Annotated in this window: 22 protein-coding genes; 14 read left to right on the top strand and 8 right to left on the bottom strand. The window is 73.1% G+C overall.

What is annotated here, in order from left to right:
* The first annotated feature begins 17 nt into the window (after positions 1–17).
* Both IH45_RS1000000151005 and IH45_RS0114460 read left to right on the top strand, forming a co-directional pair.
* Entirely contained in the window at positions 18–371 is a 354-nt protein-coding gene (locus IH45_RS1000000151005) for a DUF5133 domain-containing protein (protein ID WP_078897566.1), read from the top strand.
* Between the two features lie 192 nt (positions 372–563).
* Positions 564–1,208 carry a dihydrofolate reductase family protein gene (locus tag IH45_RS0114460; protein WP_030666920.1) on the top strand — a complete coding sequence of 215 codons (645 nt, stop codon included), beginning with the start codon at positions 564–566 and terminating at the stop codon, positions 1,206–1,208.
* A gap of 41 nt (positions 1,209–1,249) precedes the next feature.
* Here IH45_RS0114460 and mmsB read toward each other — a convergent pair whose 3' ends face one another.
* The 6 genes from mmsB to IH45_RS0114430 form a co-directional block, all read right to left on the bottom strand.
* The gene (gene mmsB / locus IH45_RS0114455; protein ID WP_030666918.1) at positions 1,250–2,491 is read right to left on the bottom strand and encodes a multiple monosaccharide ABC transporter permease; all 1,242 of its coding nucleotides are present in this window, start codon (positions 2,489–2,491) and stop codon (positions 1,250–1,252) included.
* Between the two features lie 7 nt (positions 2,492–2,498).
* Entirely contained in the window at positions 2,499–4,127 is a 1,629-nt protein-coding gene (locus IH45_RS0114450) for a sugar ABC transporter ATP-binding protein (protein WP_050514840.1), read from the bottom strand.
* Positions 4,124–5,257 carry a multiple monosaccharide ABC transporter substrate-binding protein gene (gene chvE, locus IH45_RS0114445; RefSeq protein ID WP_078897542.1) on the bottom strand — a complete coding sequence of 378 codons (1,134 nt, stop codon included), beginning with the start codon at positions 5,255–5,257 and terminating at the stop codon, positions 4,124–4,126. The genes IH45_RS0114450 and chvE overlap by 4 nt, the downstream gene beginning before the upstream one ends.
* A 20-nt stretch (positions 5,258–5,277) precedes the next feature.
* A complete protein-coding gene (locus IH45_RS0114440; protein WP_030666913.1) occupies positions 5,278–6,246 on the bottom strand; it encodes a hypothetical protein in 969 nt (322 codons plus the stop codon).
* A 75-nt stretch (positions 6,247–6,321) separates the two neighbouring features.
* The gene (locus IH45_RS0114435; protein ID WP_030666911.1) at positions 6,322–7,344 is read right to left on the bottom strand and encodes a zinc-dependent alcohol dehydrogenase; all 1,023 of its coding nucleotides are present in this window, start codon (positions 7,342–7,344) and stop codon (positions 6,322–6,324) included.
* Positions 7,341–8,501, bottom strand: a complete 1,161-nt coding sequence (locus tag IH45_RS0114430) for a mandelate racemase/muconate lactonizing enzyme family protein (RefSeq protein WP_030666909.1) — start codon at positions 8,499–8,501, stop codon at positions 7,341–7,343. Before IH45_RS0114430 ends, IH45_RS0114435 begins: the two co-directional genes overlap by 4 nt.
* Before the next feature lie 253 nt (positions 8,502–8,754).
* Here IH45_RS0114430 and IH45_RS1000000150615 point away from each other — a divergent pair, with 253 nt between their 5' ends.
* Positions 8,755–11,361, top strand: a complete 2,607-nt coding sequence (locus IH45_RS1000000150615; protein ID WP_030666907.1) for an alpha-L-arabinofuranosidase C-terminal domain-containing protein — start codon at positions 8,755–8,757, stop codon at positions 11,359–11,361.
* Positions 11,362–11,434: 73 nt separating this feature from the next.
* Here IH45_RS1000000150615 and IH45_RS0114420 read toward each other — a convergent pair whose 3' ends face one another.
* Positions 11,435–12,586, bottom strand: coding sequence for a serine hydrolase domain-containing protein (locus IH45_RS0114420; protein ID WP_032917451.1), 1,152 nt, complete (start codon positions 12,584–12,586; stop codon positions 11,435–11,437).
* A gap of 524 nt (positions 12,587–13,110) precedes the next feature.
* Between IH45_RS0114420 and IH45_RS0114415 the strand changes: the two genes are divergently transcribed.
* From IH45_RS0114415 to IH45_RS01000000143635, 8 genes are all read left to right on the top strand, one after another.
* On the top strand, positions 13,111–15,555 hold the full coding sequence (locus IH45_RS0114415) for a SpoIIE family protein phosphatase (protein ID WP_030666903.1): 2,445 nt from the start codon (positions 13,111–13,113) through the stop codon (positions 15,553–15,555).
* A 70-nt stretch (positions 15,556–15,625) separates the two neighbouring features.
* On the top strand, positions 15,626–15,946 hold the full coding sequence (locus IH45_RS0114410; protein WP_050514839.1) for a hypothetical protein: 321 nt from the start codon (positions 15,626–15,628) through the stop codon (positions 15,944–15,946).
* Positions 15,943–16,338, top strand: coding sequence for a winged helix-turn-helix domain-containing protein (locus tag IH45_RS0114405; protein ID WP_030666899.1), 396 nt, complete (start codon positions 15,943–15,945; stop codon positions 16,336–16,338). The genes IH45_RS0114410 and IH45_RS0114405 overlap by 4 nt, the downstream gene beginning before the upstream one ends.
* A 111-nt stretch (positions 16,339–16,449) precedes the next feature.
* On the top strand, positions 16,450–16,962 hold the full coding sequence (locus IH45_RS0114400; RefSeq protein ID WP_030666897.1) for a DinB family protein: 513 nt from the start codon (positions 16,450–16,452) through the stop codon (positions 16,960–16,962).
* 121 nt (positions 16,963–17,083) lie between these two features.
* Entirely contained in the window at positions 17,084–17,851 is a 768-nt protein-coding gene (locus IH45_RS0114395; protein WP_030666895.1) for a hypothetical protein, read from the top strand.
* Between the two features lie 446 nt (positions 17,852–18,297).
* A complete protein-coding gene (gene asnB / locus IH45_RS0114390; RefSeq protein ID WP_030666893.1) occupies positions 18,298–20,142 on the top strand; it encodes an asparagine synthase (glutamine-hydrolyzing) in 1,845 nt (614 codons plus the stop codon).
* A 32-nt stretch (positions 20,143–20,174) separates the two neighbouring features.
* Positions 20,175–20,603 (top strand): MarR family winged helix-turn-helix transcriptional regulator, encoded by a 429-nt coding sequence (locus IH45_RS0114385; RefSeq protein WP_030666891.1) that lies wholly within the window; start codon positions 20,175–20,177, stop codon positions 20,601–20,603.
* A 157-nt stretch (positions 20,604–20,760) separates the two neighbouring features.
* Positions 20,761–21,849 carry a polyprenyl synthetase family protein gene (locus IH45_RS01000000143635; RefSeq protein ID WP_050514838.1) on the top strand — a complete coding sequence of 363 codons (1,089 nt, stop codon included), beginning with the start codon at positions 20,761–20,763 and terminating at the stop codon, positions 21,847–21,849.
* A gap of 36 nt (positions 21,850–21,885) precedes the next feature.
* On the opposite strand, the gene IH45_RS0114375 is transcribed toward IH45_RS01000000143635, so the two are convergent.
* Entirely contained in the window at positions 21,886–22,431 is a 546-nt protein-coding gene (locus IH45_RS0114375; protein ID WP_030667060.1) for a TetR/AcrR family transcriptional regulator, read from the bottom strand.
* A gap of 158 nt (positions 22,432–22,589) precedes the next feature.
* On the opposite strand from IH45_RS0114375, the gene IH45_RS0114370 reads away from it, so the two are divergent.
* From IH45_RS0114370 to IH45_RS0114360, 3 genes are all read left to right on the top strand, one after another.
* The gene (locus IH45_RS0114370; RefSeq protein ID WP_030666889.1) at positions 22,590–23,003 is read left to right on the top strand and encodes a PPOX class F420-dependent oxidoreductase; all 414 of its coding nucleotides are present in this window, start codon (positions 22,590–22,592) and stop codon (positions 23,001–23,003) included.
* A 17-nt stretch (positions 23,004–23,020) separates the two neighbouring features.
* Complete coding sequence (locus tag IH45_RS0114365) at positions 23,021–23,857, top strand: SDR family NAD(P)-dependent oxidoreductase (RefSeq protein ID WP_030666887.1); 837 nt, start codon at positions 23,021–23,023, stop codon at positions 23,855–23,857.
* A gap of 139 nt (positions 23,858–23,996) precedes the next feature.
* The gene (locus tag IH45_RS0114360; RefSeq protein WP_030666885.1) at positions 23,997–25,211 is read left to right on the top strand and encodes an acyl-CoA dehydrogenase family protein; all 1,215 of its coding nucleotides are present in this window, start codon (positions 23,997–23,999) and stop codon (positions 25,209–25,211) included.
* Positions 25,212–25,354 lie beyond the last annotated feature (143 nt).

Below are 25,354 nucleotides of genomic sequence, written 5' to 3'. Positions count from 1 at the left end.
CGAACGAGGAGGCCCTGATGTTGCTGGCTCACCCTGCGGTACTGCGTGATCTGATCGAGCAGTACGAGACGCTGCGCCTGCTGGACGCGGCGAACGGGAGCCCCGAGGTCCGGCAGCGGATGGACGATGTCGCCTACACCCTGTGCGTGTCCACCGGCACCCGCGATGTCGACGCCGCGCTGATCGCGGCCCGGCACCGGCTGCCGGGCGCCCGGGTCGAGGACGATTCCGTACTCGCCGAACTGCCCGCCCGGGACGGCACCGGACACCCGGCGACGGCCGGGGAGGACGGCGGGGTGCCCGCCGACCGGGCCGGCGCGGTACTGCCCGCCGCGGCGGCCGGGGACGGGGCTGTGCTGCCCGCCGCGTGAGCGCCCCACGGAGGCGCCACGCCGGACATCCCGCCCAGCCTGGGCCCCGCCGGACGACGGCGGGGCCCAGGCGTATGGGGGCAGTCCGGAAGAGATTTGCGGTCCGCTGTCGATCCGGCCGGGTCCCGTTCGACGCCTTGGTGTGGGGCATTCCGCCGCACCAGGACGCGACAGGACGGGATGAGGAGACACATGGACCAGCTGCTGCGAGTGATGAACTTCCATGTCTCACGGGACGGCATCGGCGCCGGTGAGCACCAGAGCCTGGAGAGGCCGTTCGGCCACGACCACCCCGAGAGGCTGTTCGCCTGGGCCGGCGCCACGGCGAGCTGGCCCATGCGCACCGAGCCCGGCGGGAGCCGCGGCCTGGACGATTACTTCACGCGGGACTTCGCCCGCAACATCGGCGCCGAGATCATGGGCCGCAACAAGTTCGGCCCCCAGCGCGGGCCCTGGCGCGACCACGACTGGCGCGGCTGGTGGGGCGACGAGCCCCCGTTCCACACCCCGGTGTTCGTCATGACCCACCACGCGCGTCCGTCGATCACGCTCTCCGACACCACCTTCCACTTCGTCGACGGCGACCCGGCGACGGTCCTCGAACGGGCGCGGGAGGCGGCGCGGGGCAAGGACGTCCGGCTCGGCGGCGGGGTCACCACCGTCCGGCAGTTCCTGGACGCGGGCCTGGTCGACACCCTGCATGTGGCGGTGGCGCCGGTGGAACTCGGTTCCGGTATCCGCCTCTGGGAGTCGCCCGACGAGCTGCTCGACCGGTTCCACCTGGAGGTGGTGCCCAGTACGAGCGGCGTGGTGCACCACCTGTTCTGGAGGCGGTGACACACGGCACGGACGCGGCGGGCCCGTGCGATCTCACAGCACTAGGTACCGGTCCGCCGCTTGTTCCACACGTCGAAGCCGACCGCGGCCAGCAGGACCAGACCCTTGATCACCTGCTGGTGGTCGGTGCCGATGCCGACCAGGGACATGCCGTTGTTCAGGACACCCAGCACCAGCGCGCCGATCACGGCGCCGAACACGGTGCCGATGCCGCCGCTCATGGAGGCGCCGCCGATGAACGCCGCCGCGATCGCCTCCAGCTCGAAGTTGATGCCCGCCTGCGGGGTGCCCGCGTTGAGCCGGGCCGCGTAGACGCAGCCGGCCAGCGCGGCGAGGACGCCCATTGTGACGAAGACCAGGAACGTGACGCGCCCGTCCCGGACCCCGGACAGGCGGGCCGCCGCCCGGTTGCCGCCCAGCGCGTACACATGGCGGCCGACGACCGCGTCGCGCATCACGAAGCCCAGCCCGAGCAGCAGCGCGCACATGATCAGCAGCACCACCGGGACGCCGTGGTAGCTGGCCAGGGTCAGTGTGAACACCGTCACGGCCGCGGTGATGGCGGCGCACTTGGCCAGCCACAGGGAGCGCGGCAGCACTTCGAGACCGTGCGCGGCCCGCCGCCGGCGGTCGCGCCGCTCGCGCAGCAGGAGCCCGGCCACCACCACCAGGCCGATCAGCAGGCTCGGGTTGTGGTAGCGGGTGTACGGCCCGGCCTCCGGGAGGAAGCCTTGGGCGAGGTCCTGGAAGGGGCCGGGGAAGGGGGACAGGGACTGCCCCGCCAGGACGATCTGGGTCGCGCCGCGGAACAGCAGCATCCCGGCCAGGGTGACGATGAAGGACGGTATCCCGACGTACGCGATCCAGAAGCCCTGCCAGGCCCCGGCCGCCGCGCCGATGAGCAGGCACAGCAGCAGCGCGGGCAGCCAGTGCAGATGCTGCTGGACCATCAGGACGGCCGCCACGGCGCCCGTGAACGCGGCCAGTGAGCCGACGGACAGGTCGATGTGCCCGGCCACGATCACGATCATCATGCCCATGGCGAGGATGAGGATGTAGCTGTTCTGCTGGACGATGTTGGAGACGTTGTTGGGCAGCAGCAGGGCGCCGCCGGTCCAGATCTGGAAGAGCACGACGATGGCCGCCAGCGCGATGACCATGCCGTACTGGCGCAGGTTGCCGCGCACTGCGGCCAGCAGCACGGCGGCGGCCGACGGGCCGGGCCCGCCACCGGACGGCGGGCCGGCCGGGTGATCGGCGGACGGTTGGACTGCGGTGGTCATGGCGGCCTCAGCTCTCGTCCGTGGGGGAGGGGCGGGTGGCCGGCGGCCCGTCGGGACGCGGCGGCTCGGCGGTCATCAGGCGCATCAGCGCCTCCTGGGAAGCCCGCGCGCGGGGCAGCTCACCGGTCACCCGCCCGGCCGCCATCGTGTAGAGGCGGTCGCACAGGCCCAGCAGCTCGGGGAGTTCGGAGGAGATCAGCAGCACCGCCTTGCCGCGCGCGGCAAGCTGCCCGATCACCGCGTGGATCTCGTACTTGGCGCCCACGTCGACGCCCCGGGTCGGCTCGTCGAGGATCAGCACCTCCGGCCCGGCGAGCAGCCACTTGCCCAGCAGCACCTTCTGCTGGTTGCCGCCGCTGAGCCGCCCGACGGCCTCGAAGACGGTGCGCGACCTGATGCCCAGTGAGGTGCGCAGCTCCTCGGCGGCCCGCCGCTCCGCGTGCCGGTCGACCACCCCGCGCCGGGCCAGCCCGGACAGCGCGGCGAGCGAGACGTTGCGGTGCACGGTGTCCAGCAGGTTCAGGCCGTACGTCTTGCGGTCCTCCGTGACGTAGGCCAGGCCGTGCGCCACCGCCTGCGGCACGGTGCGCAGCACGACGGGCCGGCCGCCGAGCCGTACGGCGCCGCCCGCGTACCGCCCGTAGGAACGGCCGAAGACGCTCATCGCCAGCTCGGTGCGGCCCGCGCCCACCAGCCCCGCGAGGCCGACGATCTCGCCGCGCCGGACGTGCAGGGACGCCCCGTCCACCACCTTGCGCCGGTGATCGACGGGGTGGCGCACGGTCCACCGCTCGACGGCGAGCGCCGGTGCGCCCGAATCCGGGCCCGCGTAGCGCGTCCGCGGCGGGAAGCGGTGGTCCAGGTCGCGGCCGACCATGGCGCGGATGATGCGCTCCTCGGGGACGGACGGCGCGGCGCCGGGCCGGTCCCGTACGGCGAACGTCCCGATGGTGCGCCCGTCGCGCAGCACGGTCACGGTGTCCGCGACCCGCCGGATCTCGCCCAGCTTGTGCGAGATCAGCACGCAGGCCACGCCCTGGTCGCGCAGCCGGCCCACCAGCTCCAGCAGGTGCTCGCTGTCCGCGTCGTTGAGCGCGGCGGTCGGCTCGTCCAGGATCAGCAGCCGTACGTCTTTCGCCAGCGCCTTGGCGATCTCCACCAACTGCTGTTTGCCGACGCCGAGATCGGCGACGCGGGAGCGCGGGTCCTCGGCCAGCCCCACCCGCGCCAGCAGCGCGGACGCCTGCCGCAGCGTCTCGTACCGGCCGATGACCCCGCGCCGGGCCCGCTCGTTGCCGAGGAAGATGTTCTCCGCCACCGACAGGCACGGCACCAGCGCCAGTTCCTGGTGGACGATGACGATGCCGCGGCGCTCACCGGCCCGTACGTCCCGGAACGCGCAGCGCGCCCCGTCGAAGTGGATCTCACCGGCGTAACTGCCGTACGGATACACCCCGCTGAGCACCTTCATCAGGGTCGACTTGCCCGCGCCGTTCTCCCCGCAGACGGCGTGGATCTCCCCGGCGCGCACCGACAGCCGTACGCCGTCCAGCGCGGTGACGCCGCTGAACTTCTTGGTGATGCCGCGCATCTCCAGTACGGGAGGGTCCGTACGCACGGCCTCGTGCCCGCTCATAGGACACCGCCCAGGTCCGCGGCCTTCAGATAGCCCTCCTCGACCAGGATCCGGGCGTTGCCGCGGTCCACGCTGACCGGGTCGAGCAGGAACGCGGGCACCACCCGAACGCCGTTCTGGTACGTCTTCACATCGTTGACCTGCGGCTTCCTGCCGTGCAGCAGGGCGTCACCCATCCGCACCGCCTGCCGCGCGAGCTTGCGGGTGTCCTTGTAGACGGTCTGCGTCTGCTGCCCGGCCAGGATGGACTTCACGGCGGCCAGCTCCGCGTCCTGCCCGGTCACGACGGGGTACGGGCGGCCGTCGCCGCCGTAACCGACGCTCTTCAGGGCCGAGATGACGCCGAGGGAGATGCCGTCGTACGGGGAGAGCACCGCGTCCAGCCGGGTCGTCCCGTAGTACGTGCTGAGCAGGTCGTCCATCCGCTTCTGCGCCGTACCGCCGTCCCAGCGCAGCGTGGTCGCCTGGTTGAGCGCCGTCTGGCCGCTGCGGACCATCAGCTGCCCGCGCTTCAGGTACGGGTGGAGCTCGGCCAGCGCGCCGTTCCAGAAGTAGCGGGTGTTGTTGTCGTCGGGCGACCCCGCGAACAGCTCGATGGTGAACCGCTCGTCCGCGCGCGCGTCGAGCCGCAGCTTGCGGGTGATGTAGCGGCCCTGGAGCCGGCCGACGCGGGCGTTGTCGAAGGAGGCGTAGCAGTCGACGTCCGGGGTGCCGAGGACCAGGCGGTCGTACGCGATCACCCCGATGCCCGCCTCCTTCGCGCGGCGCAGCACGTCGGTGAGCGCGGAGCCGTCGATCGCCGCCACGACCAGCAGCCGGTGCCCCTTGGCGACCATGTTCTCCAGCTGCGCGACCTGGTTCTCCACCCGGTCGTCGCCGTACTGGAGGTCCGCCCGGTAGCCCTTGGCCGCGAACTCGCGGGCCATGTTGCGGCCGTCGGCCAGCCACCGCTCGGACGCCTTGGTCGGCATCGCGATACCGACCGTGCCGCCGCCGGAGCCGCCGGGGCGGTAGCGGCTGCCGCCCTTGGCCTCCTGGCCGCAGCCGGTGAGGCCGAGACCGAGGGCGAGGGCCGCTGCCACGGCCGTGCGGCGCGGTATGCGGGCGGCTTCTTCTCGTGTACGGGTCACCGCTCCATCTCGTGTACGGGTCACCGCTCCACCTCGGGTACGGGGAAGCGCCGCAGCTCGCCCGGCAGCCGGGAACCGGGCGGCGACATGCGGCCGTCGCCGCCGAGCCGGGCCAGCAGGTCCAGCACCAGCCGGCCGCGCCGCACCCGTTCGCGCGCGCTGTCCAGGGCGGCGGCGCGCAGCTGGGCGCCGTACGGGTACAGCGCGGGGGAGCGGCTGAGGCCGAACTTCAGGTACAGCGGCGCCGCGCGCCTGACGAGCTGCGCCACGTCGTACATCCGCACATAGCCGCCGAGGTCGTCGGGCGCCTCGACGTAGAAGTCCATCGGGGCGCGGGACACGCGGCGGATCTGGGTGAGCTGGTCCAGGGTGAGGTCGCTGGGCACGTTCAGGGAGTCGGCGCCGAGCCGCTCCCAGATCTCGTACGCCGCCGGATTGACCGGCCCGATCAGCGCGGAGACCTTGAAGGTGGTGTCGGCGGGCAGGGTCCCGGCCGCGCGCAGCCGGTGCAGCAGCCACAGCACGCCCTCGTCGGCGACGAGCAGACAGCGCACGCCCAGATCGATGGCGCGCAGCGCGTCCTCGACACAGCCGGCCACCGCCTCCTGGCCCCGGGCGCGCGGCCCGGCGCCGCCGCCGATGTCCCAGGTGCCGCGCGGCCCGGTGAACAGGCACAGCTCCGTACCGTGCGCGGCGCAGGCGTCGAGCATGTCGGTGATCTCGGTGTCGGTGAGCATCCACACGCCGCTGCCCTGGCTGATGCGATGGACGGGCACACCGAGCCGCCCGGCCTCCTTCAGGACCGCGGACAGCACCTCCGGGCCTTCCACGGAGGGGATCTCGGTCCGCCAGGTACCGCCGTCGGGGAAGGCGTACGGGGAGGTGTCGGCGGGGTTGTCGGCGGGGGCGGCATGGCCGAGGGGGGCGAGGGCGTGGTGGGCGGGGTGGCGGAAGGGAGACGGAGCTGTGCGGGGAGGGGAGAGGGACATGGGACTCCTCCGTTCGGGATATCGGACGGTGTTCGGAGAGGCGGGCATGGGAGGGCCCACGCCGCCGCGCACCGCTTACGGCGTCGGCCGCACCAGCACCTTCCCCACCCTCGGATCGCCGCCGCCCACCAGCGCCACGGCCTCGCCCCAGCGCTCCAGCGCAAACGTGTGGGTGATGAGCGGCGCCGGGTCCAGCAGGCCGGTGGTGAAGGCCCGTACGGCATGGGTCCATGCGGCGGACGGCGCGCCGAAGACGCCGCGCACGGTGAGGTGGTGGGTCACCAGGCGTACCGGATCGAGGCCGCGGGCGCCGTGGCCCGGCAGGCCGACCAGGACCAACCGGCCGCCCCGGCGCGTGAGTTCCGCCGCTGTCGCGGCGGTGCCGGGCGCGCCCGCGGTCTCCATCACCACGTCGAAGCCGCCGGGCCCCGTACCGGGGGAGCGGGTGCCGGTCGCGCCCATCTCCAGAGCCTGTTCGGCACGGGCGTGGCGCGGATCGACGGCGATCAGCTCGGCGGGGGAGACGGCCGCCAGGAACCGTACGGCCAGCAGCCCGAGGGTGCCCGCGCCCAGCACCGCGACCCGCTCGCCGGGCACCGCGCGGGCGGCCAGCGCGGCAGCGGCGGCGACCGCGGCCGGCTCCAGCAGCGCCGCGGCATCGAGATCCGCGGCGTCGGGCAGCGGGTGCAGCAGCCGGGCGGGCACCAGCAGGGTGTCCGCGAAGGCGCCGGGACGGGTGAAGCCGGTCTCGTCGTAGGCGGCGGCACACAGGGATGTCTCGCCGGCCCGGCAGCGGTCGCAGGTCAGGCAGGTACGGAAGTTCTCGCCGACGACCTTGCGGCCGGTCAGCCCGTTCGGCACCCCGTCGCCGACCGCTGCGACCGTGCCCGCCCACTCGTGGCCGGGGACGAGCGGGTAGCGGACGTACGGGGCGGGCCGCCCGCCGTCGTACACCTCGCGGTCACTGCCGCACAGGCCCGCCGCCGCCACCCGTACCAGCGCCTCGCCGGGGCCGGGGGAGGGGGTGGGCGCGCTCACCAGGCGGTGCCGACCCGGAGCCTCGACGAGGACGGACCGGGTGCGCGCGGGCGCGGTCACCGGCGTCCGGTGCCCGCTTCGCGCCGCTCCCACCCCTCGGCCCACAGGTCGAAGCGGGCCGGCTGCTGCGGGAACTCGGCCGCCGCGTCGGTGTCCAGCTCGACGCCCAGGCCGGGCGCGTCGGGCAGGGTGAAGTAGCCGTCCACGACCTCGGGCGCGCCCTTGACCACCCGCTTGATGTCGGCGTCGGCGAAGTCGTTGAAGTGCTCCAGGATCTTGAAGTTGGGTGTGCAGCCCGCCAGTTGGAGGGAGGCCGCGGTCAGCACGCCGCCGCCCACGTTGTGCGGCGCGATCATCATGTAGTGGGTCTCGGCGGTCGCGGCGAGCTTGCGGGTCTCCAGGATGCCGCCGAAGTGGCCCACGTCCGGCTGGACGATGTCCGCCGCCTGCGACTCGAACAGCTCGCGGAACTCGATCCGGTCGTGGATCCGCTCCCCGGTCGCGATCGGGGTGTCCACCTTGCCGGCGACCTTGGCCAGCGCCTTCAGGTTCTCCGGCGGTACGGGCTCCTCCAGCCACGCCGGGTCGAAGGGCGCCAGCTCGCGGGCGAGCCGTACCGCGGTGGCGGGGCTGAACCGCCCGTGCATCTCCACCATCAGCTCCCGCTCCGGGCCGATCGCGTCCCGGACGGCCTCGATGAGCGAGACGGCGTAGCGGGTCGCGGCCGGGTCGAGTTCGAGGTGCCCGGTGCCGAACGGGTCGATCTTCAGGGCCCGATAGCCGCGGTCCACCACGGCGCGGGCGGCGGCGTGGTAGCCCTCCGGGGTGCGCTCGGTGGTGTACCAGCCGTTGGCGTACGCCTTGACGCGCTCGCGCACCCGGCCGCCGAGCAGCTGCCACACCGGTACGCCCAGCGCCTTGCCCTTGATGTCCCAGCAGGCGGTTTCCACGCACGCGACGGCGGACATGACGATCTCCCCGGCGCGCCCGTAGTCGCCGTACTTCATGCGCCGCACCAGGTCCTCGATGGCGAACGGGTCGGAGCCGGTGATGTGGTGGTCCGCCGCTTCGGCCAGGTAGCCGAGGAGGGCGTTGGTGCGGCCCAGCATGCGGGTCTCGCCGACGCCGGTGAGGCCCTCGTCGGTGTGGACCTGTACATAGGTGAGGTTGCGCCAGGGGGTGCCGACGACCTGCGTGCTGATACCGGTGATGCGCACGGGAGCTGACCCTCCATCGTGTTCGATATTTCGTCACGCGTCCGAAATGGTGGCGTGACCGTAGTGAGCGCTGCCGGACGGTGTCAATGGGGGCGCGGCGGGCTGCGGCCGTTCGGCCGGAGCGGTTCACGCGCGGTGTGTGTGACGGGTGTTGACGTGGCGGCGTGCGGGGCGCATCCTCCCTCGCAAGCCGGGTGGCGATATTCCGCACGGCGTTCGATATCCCGTACACAAGCGAGTGGAGGGGTACCTCATGGCGAGCGACGACCAGCGCCCGGGAGCGGTCCCGGGCGGGCCCGGACGAAGAACCGTGATCGCGGCGCTGGGTGCGACGGCCCTGACCGAGGCGCTGCGCACCGGCGCGGCACCGCCCGCCGCGGCGGCACCGGGCCCCGCGCTGCCCGCCCCCGTCGCCCACTGGGCCTTCGAGGAAGGCCGCGGCAGCACCGCCGCCGACAGCTCGGGCCACGGCCGCACCCTCACCCTGCGCGGCGGAGCCGCCTGGGGCGACGGCCACACCGGCCACGGCCTCGCCCTGGCCGGGCGCGCCTGCGCCACCGCCACCGGTCCCGCCGTCGACACCGAGCACGGCTTCACCCTCACCGCCCGGGTCCGCCTCACGGCCACCGACGGCTTCCGTACCGCCGTCGCCCTCGACGGCGCCGCCGTCAGCGCCTGCTACCTCCAACTGCGCGACGACACCCGGGCGTTCGCCTTCACGCGGTTGCCCAGGGACGCGGCCGACGCCAACGGCGCCGCCGTGATCGCCGGCGCGGGCTTCGCCCCGGAGGCCGGACGCTGGTACCACCTCGCAGGCGTCGCCGACGCGGCGGCGGGCGTCTTACGGCTGTACGTCGACGGCGTACTGGAAGGCGAGGTGCCCGCCCCGGGAGGCTGGCGGGCCACCGGCGCCACCACCGTCGGACGCGGGCTGTTCGGCGGCGCCGAGGCGGACCACTTCCAGGGCGGCATCGACGACGTACGCTGCTACGACACCGCCCTGAGCGGCGCGCAGATCGCCCGGCTGGCCGGCGTGCCGGAGCGGGACACCACGCCGCTGCTCACCATCGACGCCCGCCGCCCCGGCCCCACCGTCCCGCCCCGGCTCGGCGGCATCTTCTTCGAGGACATCAACCACAGCGGCGAAGGCGGCCTGTACGCCGAACTCGTCAACAACCGCAGCTTCATGGCCGACCCGCGCACCCCGCTGCACTGGAGCGCCCTCGGCGGCGCCACGATCGCCCTGGATCCCACCGCACCCCTCAACGAAGCGCTCACCCGCTCTTTGCGGATCACCGTGCGCGGCCCCGGCTCCGGCACGGCCAACGACGGCTACTGGGGCATCCCCGTACGCCCCGCCACCACCTACCGCGCCTCCTACTACGCCAAGGCCGACGGCCGCACCGGGCCGCTCACCCTCGCCCTCACCGGCACCGACGGCACCGTGCACGCGCGGGCCGCCGCACCGGCCCCCGGCCGCGACTGGCGCCGCTACGACCTGACCCTGCGCACCCCGCCCACCGCGCCGCGCACCACCGACGCGCGCCTGACACTGACCACCGCGGGCACCACCGGCACCACGGGCACCCTGTGGCTCTCCCAGGTCTCCCTCTTCCCGCCCACCCACCGCGACCGCCCCAACGGCCTGCGCCCCGACCTGATGGCCGCACTGGCCGCGCTGCGCCCCGCCTTCCTGCGCTTCCCCGGCGGCAACTACCTCGAAGGGAACGTGATCGCCGACCGCTTCGACTGGAAGCAGACCATCGGCCCCGTCGAACGGCGCCCCGGCCACCGCAACTCCGCCTGGGGCTACTGGTCCACCGATGGCCTCGGCCTGCCCGAATACCTCCAGATGGCCGAGGACCTGGACTGCGAGCCGGTGCTGTGCGTGTACGCGGGCTATTCGCTCAAGGGCGAGCACGTCACCGGCGAGGCCCTGCGGCCCTTCGTCCAGGACGCGCTGGACCAGGTCGAGTACATCACCGGGCCCGCCACCTCCCCCTGGGGCGCCCGGCGCGCCGCCGACGGCCACCCCGCGCCGCACCCGCTCCGGTACGTGGAGATCGGCAACGAGGACTGGTTCGACACCTCCGGCTCCTACGAGGAGCGCTACGCGGCCTTCCACGACGCGCTCACCCGTGCGTACCCGCACCTGAAGCTCATCGCGACCACCCCCGTCCGCAGCCGCCCCTACGACCTCATCGACGAGCACTACTACCGCTCACCCGCCGCCTTCGCGGCCGGGTCCCACCTCTACGACCGGCGCGACCGCGCCACCCCCAAGGTCTTCGTGGGCGAATGGGCGGCCCAGGAAGGCCGCCCGACCCCCAACCTGCGGGCCGCGCTCGGCGACGCCGCCTGGCTCACCGGCATCGTCCGCAACAGCGACCACGTGGTGATGGAGTGCTACGCGCCCCTGTTCAGCCACGTCCGCGACAACACCTGGGCCACCAACCTCATCGCGTACGACGGCCTGACCAGCTACCACTCACCCAGCTCCTACGCACAGCAACTGCTGCGCACCCACCGGGGCGACACCGTGCTGCCCACCGGGGCACGCGCCCTGCCCGGCCTGAGCACCGTCACCACCCGCGACCACCGGACCGGACGGCTCTACCTCGCCGTCGTCAACACCGGAGGCGCACCGCGCACCACGCCCGTACGCATCGACGGCGTCCGGACCATCGGCCCGGCCGGCCGGGCCGAGATCCTGTCGGGACCCGGCCCGGAAGCGACCAACACGCTCAGCGATCCGACGGCGGTGGTGCCCCGGTCGGTGCCGGTGAACGGGCTCGGGACGCGGTTCACGTATACGTTCCCGGCGTACTCGGTGACCGTGCTGCGGTTGTACGGGGGCTGATGTACTGGGGTTAGGTACGGGAGCTGAGGTACGGGAGGCTGACGGCGGGCGGGCCGGGCCGTCACCTGCGTCGTCACCTGCAGAGGGCGGTGTCCAGCAGCTGCCAGCCGTGCCGGCGGCCGTGCTCGGCGGGCCCCGGATCCGCGCTGACGGCGATGGAGGCGGCGCGGCCGTCGCCGGCCGCGGCCGAGTAGACCGCGTAGCCGAGGAAATCGCCGTCGTGGCCCCACGCCAGGCCGCCGCAGCTCAGCGGCTGGCTGATCAGACCCAGCCCGAACCGGGTGCCCCTTGGGTACCCGGCGTCGGCCGGGATGGCCACGGTCGTGCGCATCTGGGCGAGCTGCGCGGGCTTCAGCAGCCTGCCGCCGAGCAGGGCGCCGAAGAAGCGGTTCAGGTCGCTCGGGGTGGTGATCAGGGCCCCGGCCGCCCAGGCCGCGGACGGGTCCATCTCGGTGATGTCCAGCAGCGGCGCGCCGGGCTTCGACGCGACGTAGCCGTGCGGGTGGGCGCCCCGGATGCCCTGCTCGCCCACGGCCGGGAGGTAGGTGCGCCGCAGCCCGACGCGGTCGATCACCCGGCGGGTGATCTCCTCGCCCACCGGGCGGCCGGTGACCCGCTCGATGAGCAGCCCGGCCACCACGTAGTCGGTGTTGCAGTACCGCCAGTCCGTGCCGGGCGGGAACGCCGCCTTGTGCCGGAGCGCGAGGTCGAGCAGCGAGCGGGCGTCGTAGTAGCGGTGACGGTTGCTGACCAGGTCGTCCATGTACCTGGTGTAGTCGGGCAGCCCGCTGGTGTGCTGGAGCAGTTGGCGCACCGTGATGCGGCGGCCGTCGATGCCGTCACCGCGCAGCAGCCCCGGCAGGTAGGTCTCGACCGGGGCGTCCAGCGAGATCCTGCCCTCGCCGACGAGTTGCAGGACGACGGTGGCGGTGAAGGACTTGGTGACGCTCCCGCCCCGCACCCGCCCGTCGACCGGTGCCTTCGCCCCGGTCCGCAGGTCCGCGACGCCTGCGACGGCATTACGGGTGCGCCCGTCGCGGCCGGTGGCGGCGGCCATCGCGGCGGGGTAGCCGTCCTCGTGCACCAGCCGGTCCAGCCCGCGCTGCACCGGCCCGGGAGCGGCCCGGGTCTGCACGGCGGACGCGGGCAGTGTGCCTGCAAGGGCCAGGGCGGCGGCCAGCATGGCGGCCGCCGATATCGGACGGCGGCGAGAGCGCTTCGGCATGACGGACCTCTTCTCGTGTACTTCTCGTGTACGCGGCTGTGGCAGCGGGGCCCAGCCTGCTGGCGCGCGGGCCGGTACACCATCCGGGCAGCCGTAGGGGCCCGACTGGGGCTGTCCCCACGCCAGTTGACTCACGAGTCGCGTTGCGGAGCCTCGCGATACGGCGCGCCGAACGGCGCGGCACTGCGCTCGGAGGCGCTGAGCCGGTGACAGCCGGGGTGAGCCGGGCATGGGCGAGCCGGGCGTGGGCGACCGCCACCGGGAGCCCGCGTAGCAGCCGTAGCCCCGTACCCCGTAGCACCCGTAACCCCGTAGCACCTCGGTCCGAGTGCCGCGCCCCGTGCCCCTCCCGGCACCCCCGATCGGCCGAGTGCCCGGCCTCCCGCCCCTCGGCCCGGGGCGCGGTGCGGGCGAGGCGAAACGATACTGGGCAGAGCTGCGCGCATCAGGAGCTTCGGGTCGTCCTCGGGAGTCGCCGTAGGACGGCGGTCGGGGCACGGTCGGCGAGTCGAAGGGGCGAAGCGATGGACGCACCGGTGCCGGAGTCCGCCGAATGCCCGGAGGACCCGTTCGCGCTGCGCCGGGCGGCATCGGCGGTGCTCGACGAGCGGGGCACGGTCGCGGGCTGGAGCGGATGCGCAGAGGACCTGCTCGGTTACCGGCCGCGGGACGTGCTGGGACGGCGCGCGGACACCTTCCTGATCCACGACGACGACCGGACCGCGGCCGCGGAGGCCGTCGCCGCGGCCCGGCGCGACGGGGGCTGGTCCGGCGTCCTGCCGGTGCTGCACCGCGACGGCCGGCGGGTCGAGCTGGGCTTCCGGGCCAGGTCCGTCGTCCGGGGCGACGACGCGTACGAGTGGTTCGTCGTCGCCGCGCCCGCGGCCGAGGTCGCCCAGTGGGAGATCGACCGTTCCGTCCTGGAAGGCCTGTTCCGGAACTCTCCCATCGGCCTGTCCGTCCACGCCCCCGACCTGAGCATCCTCCGTATCAACCGGGCCATCGCGAGCATCAGCCGGCGCCCGGCCCCGGCGCACCGGGGCCTGCGCATGGAGGACTTCCTCATCGGCCCGGACGTGGCCACCATCGAGGAGCGGCTGCGCAGGGTGCTGGAGACCGGACGGCCGCTGATCTTCACCGAGCAGTCGTGCCGGCTGCGCATCGACCCCGGCCGGGAACGGGTGGTGTCCGTGTCCGCGTTCCGGATGCGGGACTCCTCCTCCGGGGAGGTGCTCGGCGTCACCCAAATGGTGGAAGACGTCACCGACCGGCACCGGGCCCAGCACCGGCTCGCCGTCCTCAACCGGGCCAGCGCCCGCATCGGCACCACGCTGGACGTGGGGCAGACCGCCCGGGAACTGGCCGAGGTCGCGGTGCCCGACCTCGCCGACGCGGTCTCCGTGGACCTGCTGGAGCCGGTCACCCGCGGCCAGGATCCCACCCGGGGGACGTACGTGCCCGTGCACCGTACGGCCGTACGAGCCGTCGTGGCGGAGGGCCTGGACGTCATGTACCCGGTCGGCGAGGTGTTCCGCTACGCCCCGGGGACGCCGCAGGCGCAGTGCCTCGCCGAACAGCAGCCGATCCTCGAACCGGACCTGGCGCAGAAGACCGGCTGGTACATCCAGGACCCGGAGCGCTCGCAACAGGCCCTGCGCCTGGGCGCCCACTCCCTGATCGTCGTGCCGCTGGCCGCCCGCGGCCTGGTGCTCGGCCTGGTGAGCCTGTGGCGGGCGGAGCGCTCCGAGCCGTTCGAGCAGGACGACCTCGTCCTGGCCCAGGAGTTCGTCTCCCGCGCCGCCATCTGCATCGACAACGCCCGCCGCTACACCCAGGAGCACTACGGCGCGCTGACCCTCCAGCGCAGCCTGCTGCCGCGCGAACTGCCCGAACAGCTCGCCGTCGAGGTCGCCCACCGCTACCTGCCCGCCGACCCCGCCGCGGGCGTCGGGGGCGACTGGTTCGACGTCATCCCGGTCTCCAGCGCCCGCGTCGCCCTCGTCGTCGGCGACGTCGTCGGCCACGGGCTGCACGCCGCGGCCACCATGGGACGGCTGCGCACGGCGGTGCACACGCTGGCCAACCTCGACCTCGCGCCCGACGAAGTGCTCTCCCACCTGGACGACCTCGTCCACCGCCTGGCCGAGGAACAGGAGTCGGCCGACGGCGGCCCGGAGAGCCCACAGGTCATCGGCGCCACCTGCCTGTACGCGGTGTACGACCCGGTCTCCCGCCGCTGCACCATGGCCCGCGCGGGCCACGTACCGCCCGCCGTCGTCGGCCCCGACGGCCGGATGACCCTCCCCGACCTGCCGGCCGGGCCGCCGCTCGGGCTGGGCGGCCTGCCGTTCGAGTCCGCCGAACTCGAACTGGCCGAGGGCAGCCTGCTCGCCCTGTACACGGACGGGCTGCTGGAGGTGCGCAGACGGGACCTCGACGAGGGCCTGGCGTTGCTGCGCGGAGCGCTGGAGCAGCCCGCCTGCCGCCTGGAGGACCGCTGCAAAGCGGCGGTGGAGTCGCTGCTGCCGGAGCACCCGCAGGACGATGTCGCGCTGCTCCTCGCCCGTACGCGTGCGCTGCCGCCGGAGAGCGTCGCCACCTGGGAACTGCCCGCGGAACCGACCGCCGCGGCCGAGGCGCGCGAACTGACGTCCGCGACGCTGACCGAATGGGGCCAGGAGGAGCTGGCGTTCACCGCCGAACTGGTGGTGAGCGAACTGGTCACCAACGCCTACCGGTACGGCGGCACGCCGATCACCCTGCGACTCATCCGCGACCGCTCCCTGATCTGCGAGGTCTCCGACCCCAGCAGCACCGCCCCGCACCTCAGACGCGCCCTCAGCACCGACGAGGGCGGCCGAGGCCTCCTCCTGGTCGCCCAGCTCACGGACCGCTGGGGCGCCCGCCACACCCGCGAGGGCAAGACGGTGTGGACGGAACTGCCGTTGCCGGCGTCTGTGGAGGGGTGAGGATCGGTCTGTTGGGTGGCGGGATGGCGACGGGTGTTGTCCTCTCGCTTGCGCAGCCCGGTACCTGTGGGTGTACGCCGCCGCGCAGTTGGTGCTCGTGCCGACCGCTCTGCTGGGGCACGGGCCTGTCGCCGCGCTGCTTTTCGCCCTCACCAACGCGGGGCTTGTCACCGCGCTTTCGGTGTACGCGGCGCGGCAGCGCATCGTGCGGCGCGGCTTCGGTGCCCGGCACGGCGTGCTGATCGGCACCTGGACAGTTCTCTACGGCGCCGCGGTCATCCTCGGGAGGACCGCATTCGTGGGCAGCCGGGTGTTCGCGGCCGTGGCGGCCGCGGTGTGCGCGCTGCCGCTCGCGGTGGGGGCGTGGCGCGAAAGGCGGCGGTCATCGTGACGGCGAAGCGGACCGCGGCCGGCCCGCCGGGCGGCCACCCCCGGCACGCCCTCGCCCCGCTGCTCAACTCGCCCGTACGGCTGTCCGTGGTGGCGGCGCTCGCGCCGGTGGAGAAGGCCGAGTTCGCGATGGTGCGGGACCTGGTCGAGGTGAGCGACTCCGTACTCTCCAAGCAGGTGGCGGCACTGGAATCGGCGGGCTGGGTGGCCGTCGCCAAGGGCCGCGCCGGCCGCCGCCCCCGGACCTGGCTCTCGCTGACCGCCGAGGGGCGGGGCGTGTACGAGCGGCATCTGGCGGCGCTGCGGGCGATCGCGGAGGGGGTCGGGGCGCGACTGGCGGTGCGGGGCCCGGGTGTCCCGGACGGGGAGACGGGCGGGGGAGCGGGCGGGTAGGCCGAAGTGGAGAGGGGGACGGGTGGCCGAAGCGGGGAGGGGCCCGGTCGTAGCGGCGGTCGAGGCCGTCGCCCGGTCGCGTTGTCAGACCCTCGTGGCACGATGACGGACATGAGCACACCTGGACGCACCTTGCCTCCCATGAACGCCGACGAGCGGACCACGCTGGAGAGCTGGCTCGACTTCTACCGCACCACTCTCGCCCTGAAGTGCGACGGCCTGACCGAGCCGCAGCTCCGCGAGGCGTCCGCGCCGCCCTCGTCGCTGACCCTGCTCGGCCTGGTCCGGCACCTGGCGGCGGTCGAGCGGTTCTGGTTCCGCCGGGTTCTGGTCCAGGAGGACGCGCCGACGCTCTTCAGCTCCGACCCGGATGCCAGCTCCGCCAACAGCGGTTTCGACCTCGACGAGTCGGCCACCTACGAGGACGCCCGGCGCATATGGCAGGCCGAGATCGAGCACGCGCGGAAGAACTGCGCTTCCCGTGCGCTGGAGGACACCGGCACATACCGGGGCGAGCCGGTCACCCTGCGCTGGATCTACACCCACATGACCGCCGAATACGCCCGCCACTGCGGCCAGGCCGACCTCATACGGGAGCGCATCGACGGCAGTACGGGCGTCTGAGCCGGTGCGGCGCGCCGCACGGTGCGGCGGGTTTACGTATACCGCGCGGCGGGCCGCAGTACGCAGACTGGCGCCGGAGCACGCGTCACCGCACCGCAGGCCGCACCGAGCGGAGGGCATCGTGGCGAACGACTCGACGGCGCAGGACCGGCAACTGCTGCACGACTACTCCCGCGAGACCCGCGACCCGTACGTCCAGCGGCTCCTCGCGGAGCTCCTCGGCCACACCGGCCGGACCGGCTTCGAACGGACGGCGGGCGCGGGCGGCGGCAACACCCGCGACCTCGGCCAGGGCCAGTACGCCATCTCCTACGCCTACGCACCGGACATGTCCCGCACCGACCACCTCGCGGTGATGGTCCACGAGCTGACCCATGTCGCGGTCGGCCAGGCGTACGACTCCCGCATGCGCAACTTCCCGGTGCCCCCGCTGTCCGCCGCGGAGGAGAGCCGGGTCCGGGACGAAACCCCCGGACGCGAGGAGGACTTCCAGAACGCCGGCCTCCGGCGGACGGACGCACGGCGCCGTGACGCCTTCGTCGACCTGGTCGTCGGCAACGTCCAGCGGCTGCTGGACGAACTGCGCGGCTCCGGTCTCCCGGCCGGACGGCAGCGGGCGATCCGGACCAAACTGACCGACCACATGCGCGCCCGCCCGTACCACGAGTACGACGGCGTCCTCTCACACGTGCTCACCTGGGCCGACCTGGACGGAGTCGACCGGTCCTCGGCCTTCTACCGCAGCCTGACCGCGATGGTGGCACAGGCGGCCGACTGGCGGGCGGCCGGTGAGATCACCCTGCCCCGGCGCCGAGGTGGTCTCTTCCGCCGGATGGGGAGGGCTCTGGGCCGGGCTCTGGGGATCTCCCGGCGGCGGCAGCGGCGATAGGGACCAAGGAGGCGACGGACGCGTACCCGCGCACCCGTACCCGCAAGCCCCCGCCCCAAGCCCCCACCCCAACCTCCACTCGGCCCCCGCGACAGTCACAGGTAAAGCCTTCCCCAGATCCCCGTAAGCCCCAGCCCATCCACCTCCGCGCCCCGTCCTGCCCCCACACCCGCAAACCCGCAGCTCAAAGCTCCGCACGCGGCTCAATTCCCGCCGCGAAGCGCCCGCTTGAGCAAGTCGCACCGCCCTCATGGCCCGGTTGACGGCGCAGCGCCCGAGGCACACCCTCGTTATATAGGTGCTCGATACAACTGACCCGTGAAGGTGCCGAGCCGCCGGGCCGCGCCATGCCCGTGCACGCCGCGCATACCGCGCTCCCCGTGCCCGCGCACGCCGCCCCCGTGCCCGGCGGACCGCCTTCCCGGGCCGGAGCAGGAGGACATGGCATGTGTGGCATCACCGGCTGGATTTCCTTCGATCGTGACCTGCGCTCCGAGCAGGAGACCGTGGACGCGATGACCGAGACGATGTCCTGCCGCGGGCCCGACGACCGCGGTACGTGGGTGCAGGGGCCCGCCGCCCTCGGCCACCGCCGCCTCGCGATCATCGACCTCCCGGGCGGCCGCCAGCCGATGACCGCGTACCGGGAGGACGGCAGCCCGGTCGTCATCGTCTACTCCGGCGAGGCGTACAACTTCGGCGAGCTGCGCGAGGAACTGACCGGCCGCGGCCACCGGTTCACCACCGACTCCGACACCGAGGTCGTCCTGCGCGGCTACCTGGAGTGGGGCGAGGCGGTCGCCGAACGGCTCAACGGCATGTACGCGTTCGCCGTCTGGGACGAGCAGTGGCAGCGGCTCGTGATGATCCGCGACCGGATGGGCATCAAGCCGTTCTACTACTACGAGACGCCCGACGGCGTGCTGTTCGGCTCCGAGCCGAAGGCGATCCTCGCCAACCCGCTCGCCGAGCGCACCGTCGGCCTCGACGGTGTCCGTGAGCTCTTCGCCTTCGTCAAGACGCCCGGCCACGCCGTGTGGGAGGGAATGTACGAGGTCGAGCCCGGCACCGTGGTCACCGTCGACCGCGGCGGGCTGCGCCGGCACGTGTACTGGTCGCTGGAGACCCGCGCCCACGAGGACGACCGGGACACCTCCGTGGCCCATGTTCGGTCGCTGCTCGACGACATCGTCCGCCGTCAGCTCGTCTCCGACGTACCGCGCTGCACCCTGCTCTCCGGCGGCCTGGACTCCTCGGCCATGACCGCGCTGGCGGCCCGTCAGCTGGGCGAGGTGGGGGAGACCGTCCGAAGCTTCGCCGTCGACTTCGTCGGCCAGACCGAGCACTTCGTGGCCGACGGCCTGCGCGCCACCCCCGACACCCCGTTCGTGCACGACGTGGCCCGCCTCTCCGGCACCGACCACCAGGACATCGTCCTGGACTCGGACTCGCTGGCCGACCCCGAGGTGCGCGCGAAAGTCATCCGGGCGCGGGACATACCGGTGGGCTTCGGCGACATGGACGCCTCCCTCTACCTCCTCTTCAAGGCGATCCGGCAGCACTCCACCGTCGCCCTGTCGGGGGAGTCCGCCGACGAGGTCTTCGGCGGCTACAAGCAGTTCTTCGACGAGGAGGCCCGCCGTGCCGAAACGTTCCCTTGGCTGGTCCACTTCGCGGAGCACTTCGGTGACGACGGCAGCGTCCTCATCCCCGGCCTCGCCGACACCCTCGACCTGCCCTCCTACGTCCAGGACGGCTACCGGACCGCGATCAAGGACGTACAGCGCCTGGACGGGGAGAGCGACTTCGAGTTCCGGATGCGCAAGATCTGCTACCTGCACCTGACCCGGTTCGTCCGCATCCTGCTCGACCGCAAGGACCGCGCGAGCATGGCCGTCGGCCTGGAGGTGCGGGTGCCGTTCTGCGACCACCGGCTGGTCGAGTACGTCTACAACACGCCGTGGGCGCTGAAGTCGTTCGACGGGCGCGAGAAGAGCCTGCTGCGCGAGGCCACCGCCGATGTGCTGCCGAAGTCGGTGTACGACCGGGTCAAGAGCCCGTACCCGTCCACGCAGGACCCCAAGTACGCGGTCGCGCTCCAGCACCACGCCAAGGACCTGCTCACCGATGCGTCGCACCCGGTCTTCGACATCGTCGACCGCGCCTGGCTCAAGCGGGCGGTCGAACACGACGCGCCGCAGATCACCCAGGCCTCCCGCAAGGGCCTCGAAAAGACGCTGGACCTGGCCCTGTGGTTGGACATGTACCGGCCCCGCCTTACGCTTTCCTGAACCCGAACCGGGCGGCGCGATGGGCTGAGCGAATGACAATCGGTGACGATGCGGCACTGCAACTGGTGATCTCCCTGCACCGGCTGACCCGGAGCCTGCGCAGAGCCGCGGCGGCCGGCGGCATCCAGCCGACCCAGCTCGCCGTCCTGGCCCTGCTCACCCAGCAGGGCCCCTCCCGGATCGGCGAGATCGCGGCCTGGGTCCCCTGTTCCCAGCCGACCGCCACCGCGGCCGTACTGGGCCTGGAGTCGGCCGGCCTGATCCGCCGCGAACCCGACCCCACCGACGGACGGGCCAGCCGCATCCTGGCCACCGAACGCGGCGCGGCCGCACTCGCCGACATCGCACGCGGCGAGGCCGAGGTGCTGGCCAAGCGCCTCGCCTCGCTGCGCCCCGACGAGGCCCGCCGGCTCGCCGAGGCGGGGCCGCTCCTGCGGCGGCTGGCGGAGGCGGCGGACTGAGGCGGTGGACTGAGGGGTGCGGTACGGGTACGGCCGTACCGCACCCGGCGCGTACGTACCCGGGCATGGACCCCGCCCGCCCGGGTACTCAAGCGGCGCACGTCCTGACCCGTCTGACGGGCCAGCACCTTCAGAAACCGCCGCACCGGAGGTACGCATGTCCAGCACGACGGTACGGGCCGACGAGGCGAGCGTCCGGCTGCTGCCCGAAGTGACCGCGTTCATCGAGCGGCAGCTGGACGACTACCCCGACGCCTGCGGACCGCTGCGCACCACCGTACGGAAGGTGCTCGACCGCGGCCGCCAGGAACGCAACGAGACCGCCCTGCCGCTGCTGACCCACGCGGCCATCACCGGCGTCCCCGAGCCGGCCGTGCCGGTCGCCGCCGCCCACACGCTGTGGTGGCGGGCGGCCAACGCCTTCGACGACATCGCCGACGGGCACGCGGACGCCACCCTGTACGGCGTCGGCACCGGGCCCGCCCTGATGGCCGCCCTCGAATGCGGCCACGGCCTGCCGCTGCGCGCCCTCGCCGCCCTCGACCTCCCGGCCGCCCTGCGGGAGAGCCTGATCAGCGACTACCTCGACGGCTGGACCCTGACCAACGACGGCCGGATCAGGGACCTGGTCAACACCGTGGCGACGGTCGACCCGCAGTCGGTGCTGACGACGTACGAGCACAAGGGCGGCTCCGCGTACGCGATGGCCTGCGGCATGACCGCGCGCATCGCCGGCTGCGCCGACGCCGTGACCGCGGGCTGGCGCGAGTTCGGGTACACGGTCGGCACGCTGCTGCAATTCCGTATCGACGAAGAAGACTCGCGCGACGAGCGGGCGGAGGAGCTCCGCAACGGCACCGCCACCTACCGTCTGGTCTGCGCCGTACAGCGGCTCACCGGCACCGAGCGGCGGCGGGCGCTGCGGCTCCTGGCGGAGGCGGCCGACAGCCCCGGCAGCCGCGCGGAGATCAAGGCCATGCTCCTGGACCCCGCGGTCCAGGCAGCGACGCTCGCCACACGCGACAGCCTGCTCCGCCAGGCCCACGACCTGCTCGACCGGCTGGCCGTGCCCTCGGACTACACGATGGCGCTGCGCGCGCTGGTCGACGCCGCCGCCAAGCCGGCCGCGGCGGGCCGAGGAGCCGACGGGGGAACGGGGGGAACGGCACGGATGGAGGGAATGGAGGGAACAGCCTGGGGGAGCCGCCCCTCGGCCGCCGACTCCCGCACGCCGACGGCCTTCTGAGACCAAGGCCGCCCAGGCTGGGGCCACACGCCCCCGCTACCGCAGCTCGGCGCCGACACCCCGGAACAGGGACTGGCTGACGAGGTCGGCGCCTTGGGCCGGGGTCAGCTCCGGCATGTCGTGGGACGCGACGTTGGTCAGGTGGACGAGCATCGAGCGGGCCCACCCGTCCGGCAGCCCGGGGCGGACGAAGCCTTCGCGAGCGGCGCGGGCCATGAAGACGTCGAGACGTTCGAGCAGGTGGCGCAGACGGGCGGCGGCCGTCCCGTCCGTCGCCCGGCCGAGATCCACGGGCCACCGCCGGCTGACGGTGATGGTGCCCTCCACGTACCGGTGCAGCGCCACCGGCACCGGCGCCTCGACCAGGCGGGCCTGGTCGAGGACCTCGTCGCAGGCGTCCAGTTTGGCCACGTACACCGCGGCCATCAGCGACTCCCGGCTGTCGAAACGCCGGTAGACGGTGCGCCGGTCGACGCCCGCCGCGGCGGCGATGGCGGCGATGCTCGTGCCCGGGTCGCGCGCCAGCAGGCGGGCGCCCGTCTGCAGGACGGCGTCCAGATTGCGTGCCGCGTCAGCTCTCATCGTGACCGGAGCATACGCGGAGCCGTGACCGAACGGCCACTGTTGTGTCCCATAGGTATTGCGCTTGGTGTGTCAACTGCCACATAGTTGTGTCACTTGTGGCGCCCGCCCGGTGTGCGTGGCGAGCGGCTACCAGCGATGCCCCCAGGAGTCACGCCATGCGCACGATCGAACTGTCCGAGAAGCTGCGACACGTCCTCGATTCCCCGGTCTTCGTCACCGTCGCGACCCTCCGGCCCGACGGGAGCCCGCACCAGTCCGTTGTCTGGGTGGGCCGGGACGGCGGTGACCTGTTCTTCGTGACGGGTGTCGACAAGCTCAAGGTCCGCAACCTGCGGCGCGATCCGCGGCTGAGCATCGCCGTCAACCCGCCGGACGAGCCGTACGCGTACGCCGTGATCAGCGGCACCGCACGGTTCGAAGGCCCGGGGAGCCGTGACCGGATGGACGAACTGGCCGTCAAGTACAGCGGCAAGCCGTACGCCGAACATCACCCGGAGTCGGCGGCGACCCTTCCCGAACTGGTCACCGTCCGTGTCACCCCCGAGAAGATCGCGGCCCGGTTCCTGTGAGCGCGCAATGGCCGCCCGTGCAGGCGCTCAGGAAGACCCTCGTCGTCACCGGCGGCACCGACGGCCTCGGTAAGGCGTTGGCGGACGCGTACCTGCGACGCGGGCACGAAGTGCTGGTCGTCGGGCGGAACGCCGCCAAGGGGGACGCGTGGCTCAACGCCGCGCGGCGGTCCGGCGCGGGCGGCCGGGCGCACTTCCTGCCGGCCGATCTGAGTCTGGTCGCCGAGAACCGGCGCGTGGCCGAGGCGGTCCGGGACCGGTTCGCGAAGCTCGACGCACTCGTACTGTGCGCTCGGCACTACCGGTCCGCGCGTCTGGTGACACCCGAAGGTTTCGAAAGCACCTTCGCGCACTTCTATCTCAGCCGTTACGTGCTGAGCCACACCATGGCCGGACTGCTCGAAACCGCCGCCCGCCCGGTCGTCCTCAACGTCGCCGGGCCCGGCGACGACGGCCCGGTCCGCTGGGACGACTTGGAGTACGCGCGGGGCTACGACGGCGGGGCCGCGCTTGCCCACGCCGGGCGCCTCAACGACCTGCTCGGCGCCGGGTTCCCGCACCACCGGCCGGGGTCGGCGATCCGGTACGTCCTGTACGGCCCGGGAGTCGTCGGTACCAGCTTCTCCGGGCAGTACACCCTGGATGACGCGGCAAGGGTAGAGGCCCTGCGCCGGACCGCTCGGCCGGTCGCGGAGGCCGTCGCCCCGATGCTCGCGCTGCTGGACGAGCCGCCGACCGCGCCGGTCAGTGCATTCGTGAAGGGTGAGCCGATCGATATGGGCGGACCGGGGTTCAGCCTTGCGAAGGCGCGGCGGCTGCACCGCGTCACCGGGGACCTGCTCGCCGCGCTGTAGGGGAAGGCGCGGGCAGCCCGGCGCCCGCCCGCGCCCTTCCCCGCCCGCGCCCTTCCCTATCAATGGAACACGTTCTACCGTGCCCGTGCCCCCGACCCCCGATCCGACGACCCGTCAGGCCGTCACACCAGGAGGGCTCGTGCACCTCGAATACACCCAGGAACAGCAGCGGCTGCGGTCCGAACTGCGGGAGTACTTCGCCGCGTTGGTTCCTGACGACGCGTACGCGCGCTTGCGTGGCCCCGACGGCCTGCCGGACGGCGATGGTCCCACCGCGCAGAAGCGCTTCTACCGCGCCACCATCCGCCGGCTCGGTGCGGACGGCTGGCTGGGGGTGGGCTGGCCCGAGGAGTACGGCGGGCGGGGGATGTCGCCGATGGAGCAGTTCATCTTCTTCGACGAGGCCGCGCAGGCGGGCGTGCCGCTGCCGCTGATGGCGCTGAACACCGTCGGGCCGACGCTCATGCGCTACGGAACCGGCGAACAGAAGGCGTACTTCCTGCCCAGGATCCTCTCCGGGGAGATCGACTTCGCGATCGGGTACAGCGAACCCGACGCCGGTACGGACCTCGCGTCGCTGCGCACCCGGGCCGTACGCGACGGTGACGCCTACCTCGTCAACGGGCAGAAGATCTGGACCACCAACGGTGACACGGCCGACTGGGTCTGGCTCGCGGTGCGGACCGCGCCCGTCGAGGACGGCGTGCCGCCCCACAAGGGCATCAGCCTGCTGCTCGTACCGACCACCGAGCCCGGCTACACCTGCACCCGCATCAACACCCTCGCCTCGCACGACACCACCGCCAGCTACTACGAGAACATCCGCGTCCCGGTCACCCGCCGCGTGGGCGAGGAGAACCAGGGCTGGCGGATCATCACCAACCAGCTCAACCACGAACGGGTGACCCTCGCCGCCCACGGCACGATGGCCGTGCGCGCCCTGCACGACGTGCAGCGCTGGGCCGCCGGAACGAAACTGGCCGACGGCCGGCGCGTCATCGACCTCGGCTGGGTCCGCGGCCGGCTCGCCCGTACGCACACCCGTCTGGATGCCATGAAGCTGCTGAACTGGCAGATGGTGGACGCCCTCCAGCAGGGCACGCTCACCCCGCAGGACGCCTCCGCCGTCAAGGTCTACGGCTCCGAGGCCCGCCGCGACGCCTACGCCTGGCTGATGGAGATCCTGTCCGCCGCCGGCCCCCTGAAGGACGGCTCGGCAGGCGCGGTCCTGCACGGCGACCTCGAACGCGGCTACCGCTCCGCGGTCATCTTCACGTTCGGCGGCGGCAACAACGAGATCCAGCGCGAAATCATCTCGTGGATCGGTCTGGGGATGCCGCGGGTGCGGAGGTAGTGTCCGGCGCTTTTCCCCCGCCGCCCGGCGCCCCTCCAGCGCCCTACACCCCCCGGCCCCGCGCCGCCATACTGGGCGGGCGGGGCAGGGGGCCGGGCGCGGTGGGGACGGGGGCGCGGGCGGGCGATGGCGGAGAGCAGGCT

Origin of the sequence: Streptomyces rimosus subsp. rimosus (genome assembly GCF_000720725.1) — a bacterium.
GTDB classification, from domain to species: Bacteria; Actinomycetota; Actinomycetes; order Streptomycetales; family Streptomycetaceae; genus Streptomyces; species Streptomyces rimosus_A.
This window is presented reverse-complemented; position numbering and strand designations above follow the sequence as displayed.

Coding starts and splice junctions, on each gene's coding strand:
- IH45_RS1000000150615 (WP_030666907.1), top strand. CDS start 8,755: ATGGCGAGCGACGACCAGCGCCCGGGAGCGGTCCCGGGCGGGCCCGGA.
- IH45_RS0114400 (WP_030666897.1), top strand. CDS start 16,450: ATGAGCACACCTGGACGCACCTTGCCTCCCATGAACGCCGACGAGCGG.
- IH45_RS0114375 (WP_030667060.1), bottom strand. CDS start 22,431: ATGAGAGCTGACGCGGCACGCAATCTGGACGCCGTCCTGCAGACGGGC.
- mmsB (WP_030666918.1), bottom strand. CDS start 2,491: ATGACCACCGCAGTCCAACCGTCCGCCGATCACCCGGCCGGCCCGCCG.
- IH45_RS0114415 (WP_030666903.1), top strand. CDS start 13,111: ATGGACGCACCGGTGCCGGAGTCCGCCGAATGCCCGGAGGACCCGTTC.
- IH45_RS0114420 (WP_032917451.1), bottom strand. CDS start 12,586: ATGCCGAAGCGCTCTCGCCGCCGTCCGATATCGGCGGCCGCCATGCTG.
- IH45_RS0114460 (WP_030666920.1), top strand. CDS start 564: ATGGACCAGCTGCTGCGAGTGATGAACTTCCATGTCTCACGGGACGGC.
- IH45_RS1000000151005 (WP_078897566.1), top strand. CDS start 18: ATGTTGCTGGCTCACCCTGCGGTACTGCGTGATCTGATCGAGCAGTAC.
- asnB (WP_030666893.1), top strand. CDS start 18,298: ATGTGTGGCATCACCGGCTGGATTTCCTTCGATCGTGACCTGCGCTCC.
- IH45_RS0114440 (WP_030666913.1), bottom strand. CDS start 6,246: ATGTCCCTCTCCCCTCCCCGCACAGCTCCGTCTCCCTTCCGCCACCCC.
- IH45_RS01000000143635 (WP_050514838.1), top strand. CDS start 20,761: ATGTCCAGCACGACGGTACGGGCCGACGAGGCGAGCGTCCGGCTGCTG.
- IH45_RS0114450 (WP_050514840.1), bottom strand. CDS start 4,127: ATGAGCGGGCACGAGGCCGTGCGTACGGACCCTCCCGTACTGGAGATG.
- IH45_RS0114385 (WP_030666891.1), top strand. CDS start 20,175: ATGACAATCGGTGACGATGCGGCACTGCAACTGGTGATCTCCCTGCAC.
- IH45_RS0114370 (WP_030666889.1), top strand. CDS start 22,590: ATGCGCACGATCGAACTGTCCGAGAAGCTGCGACACGTCCTCGATTCC.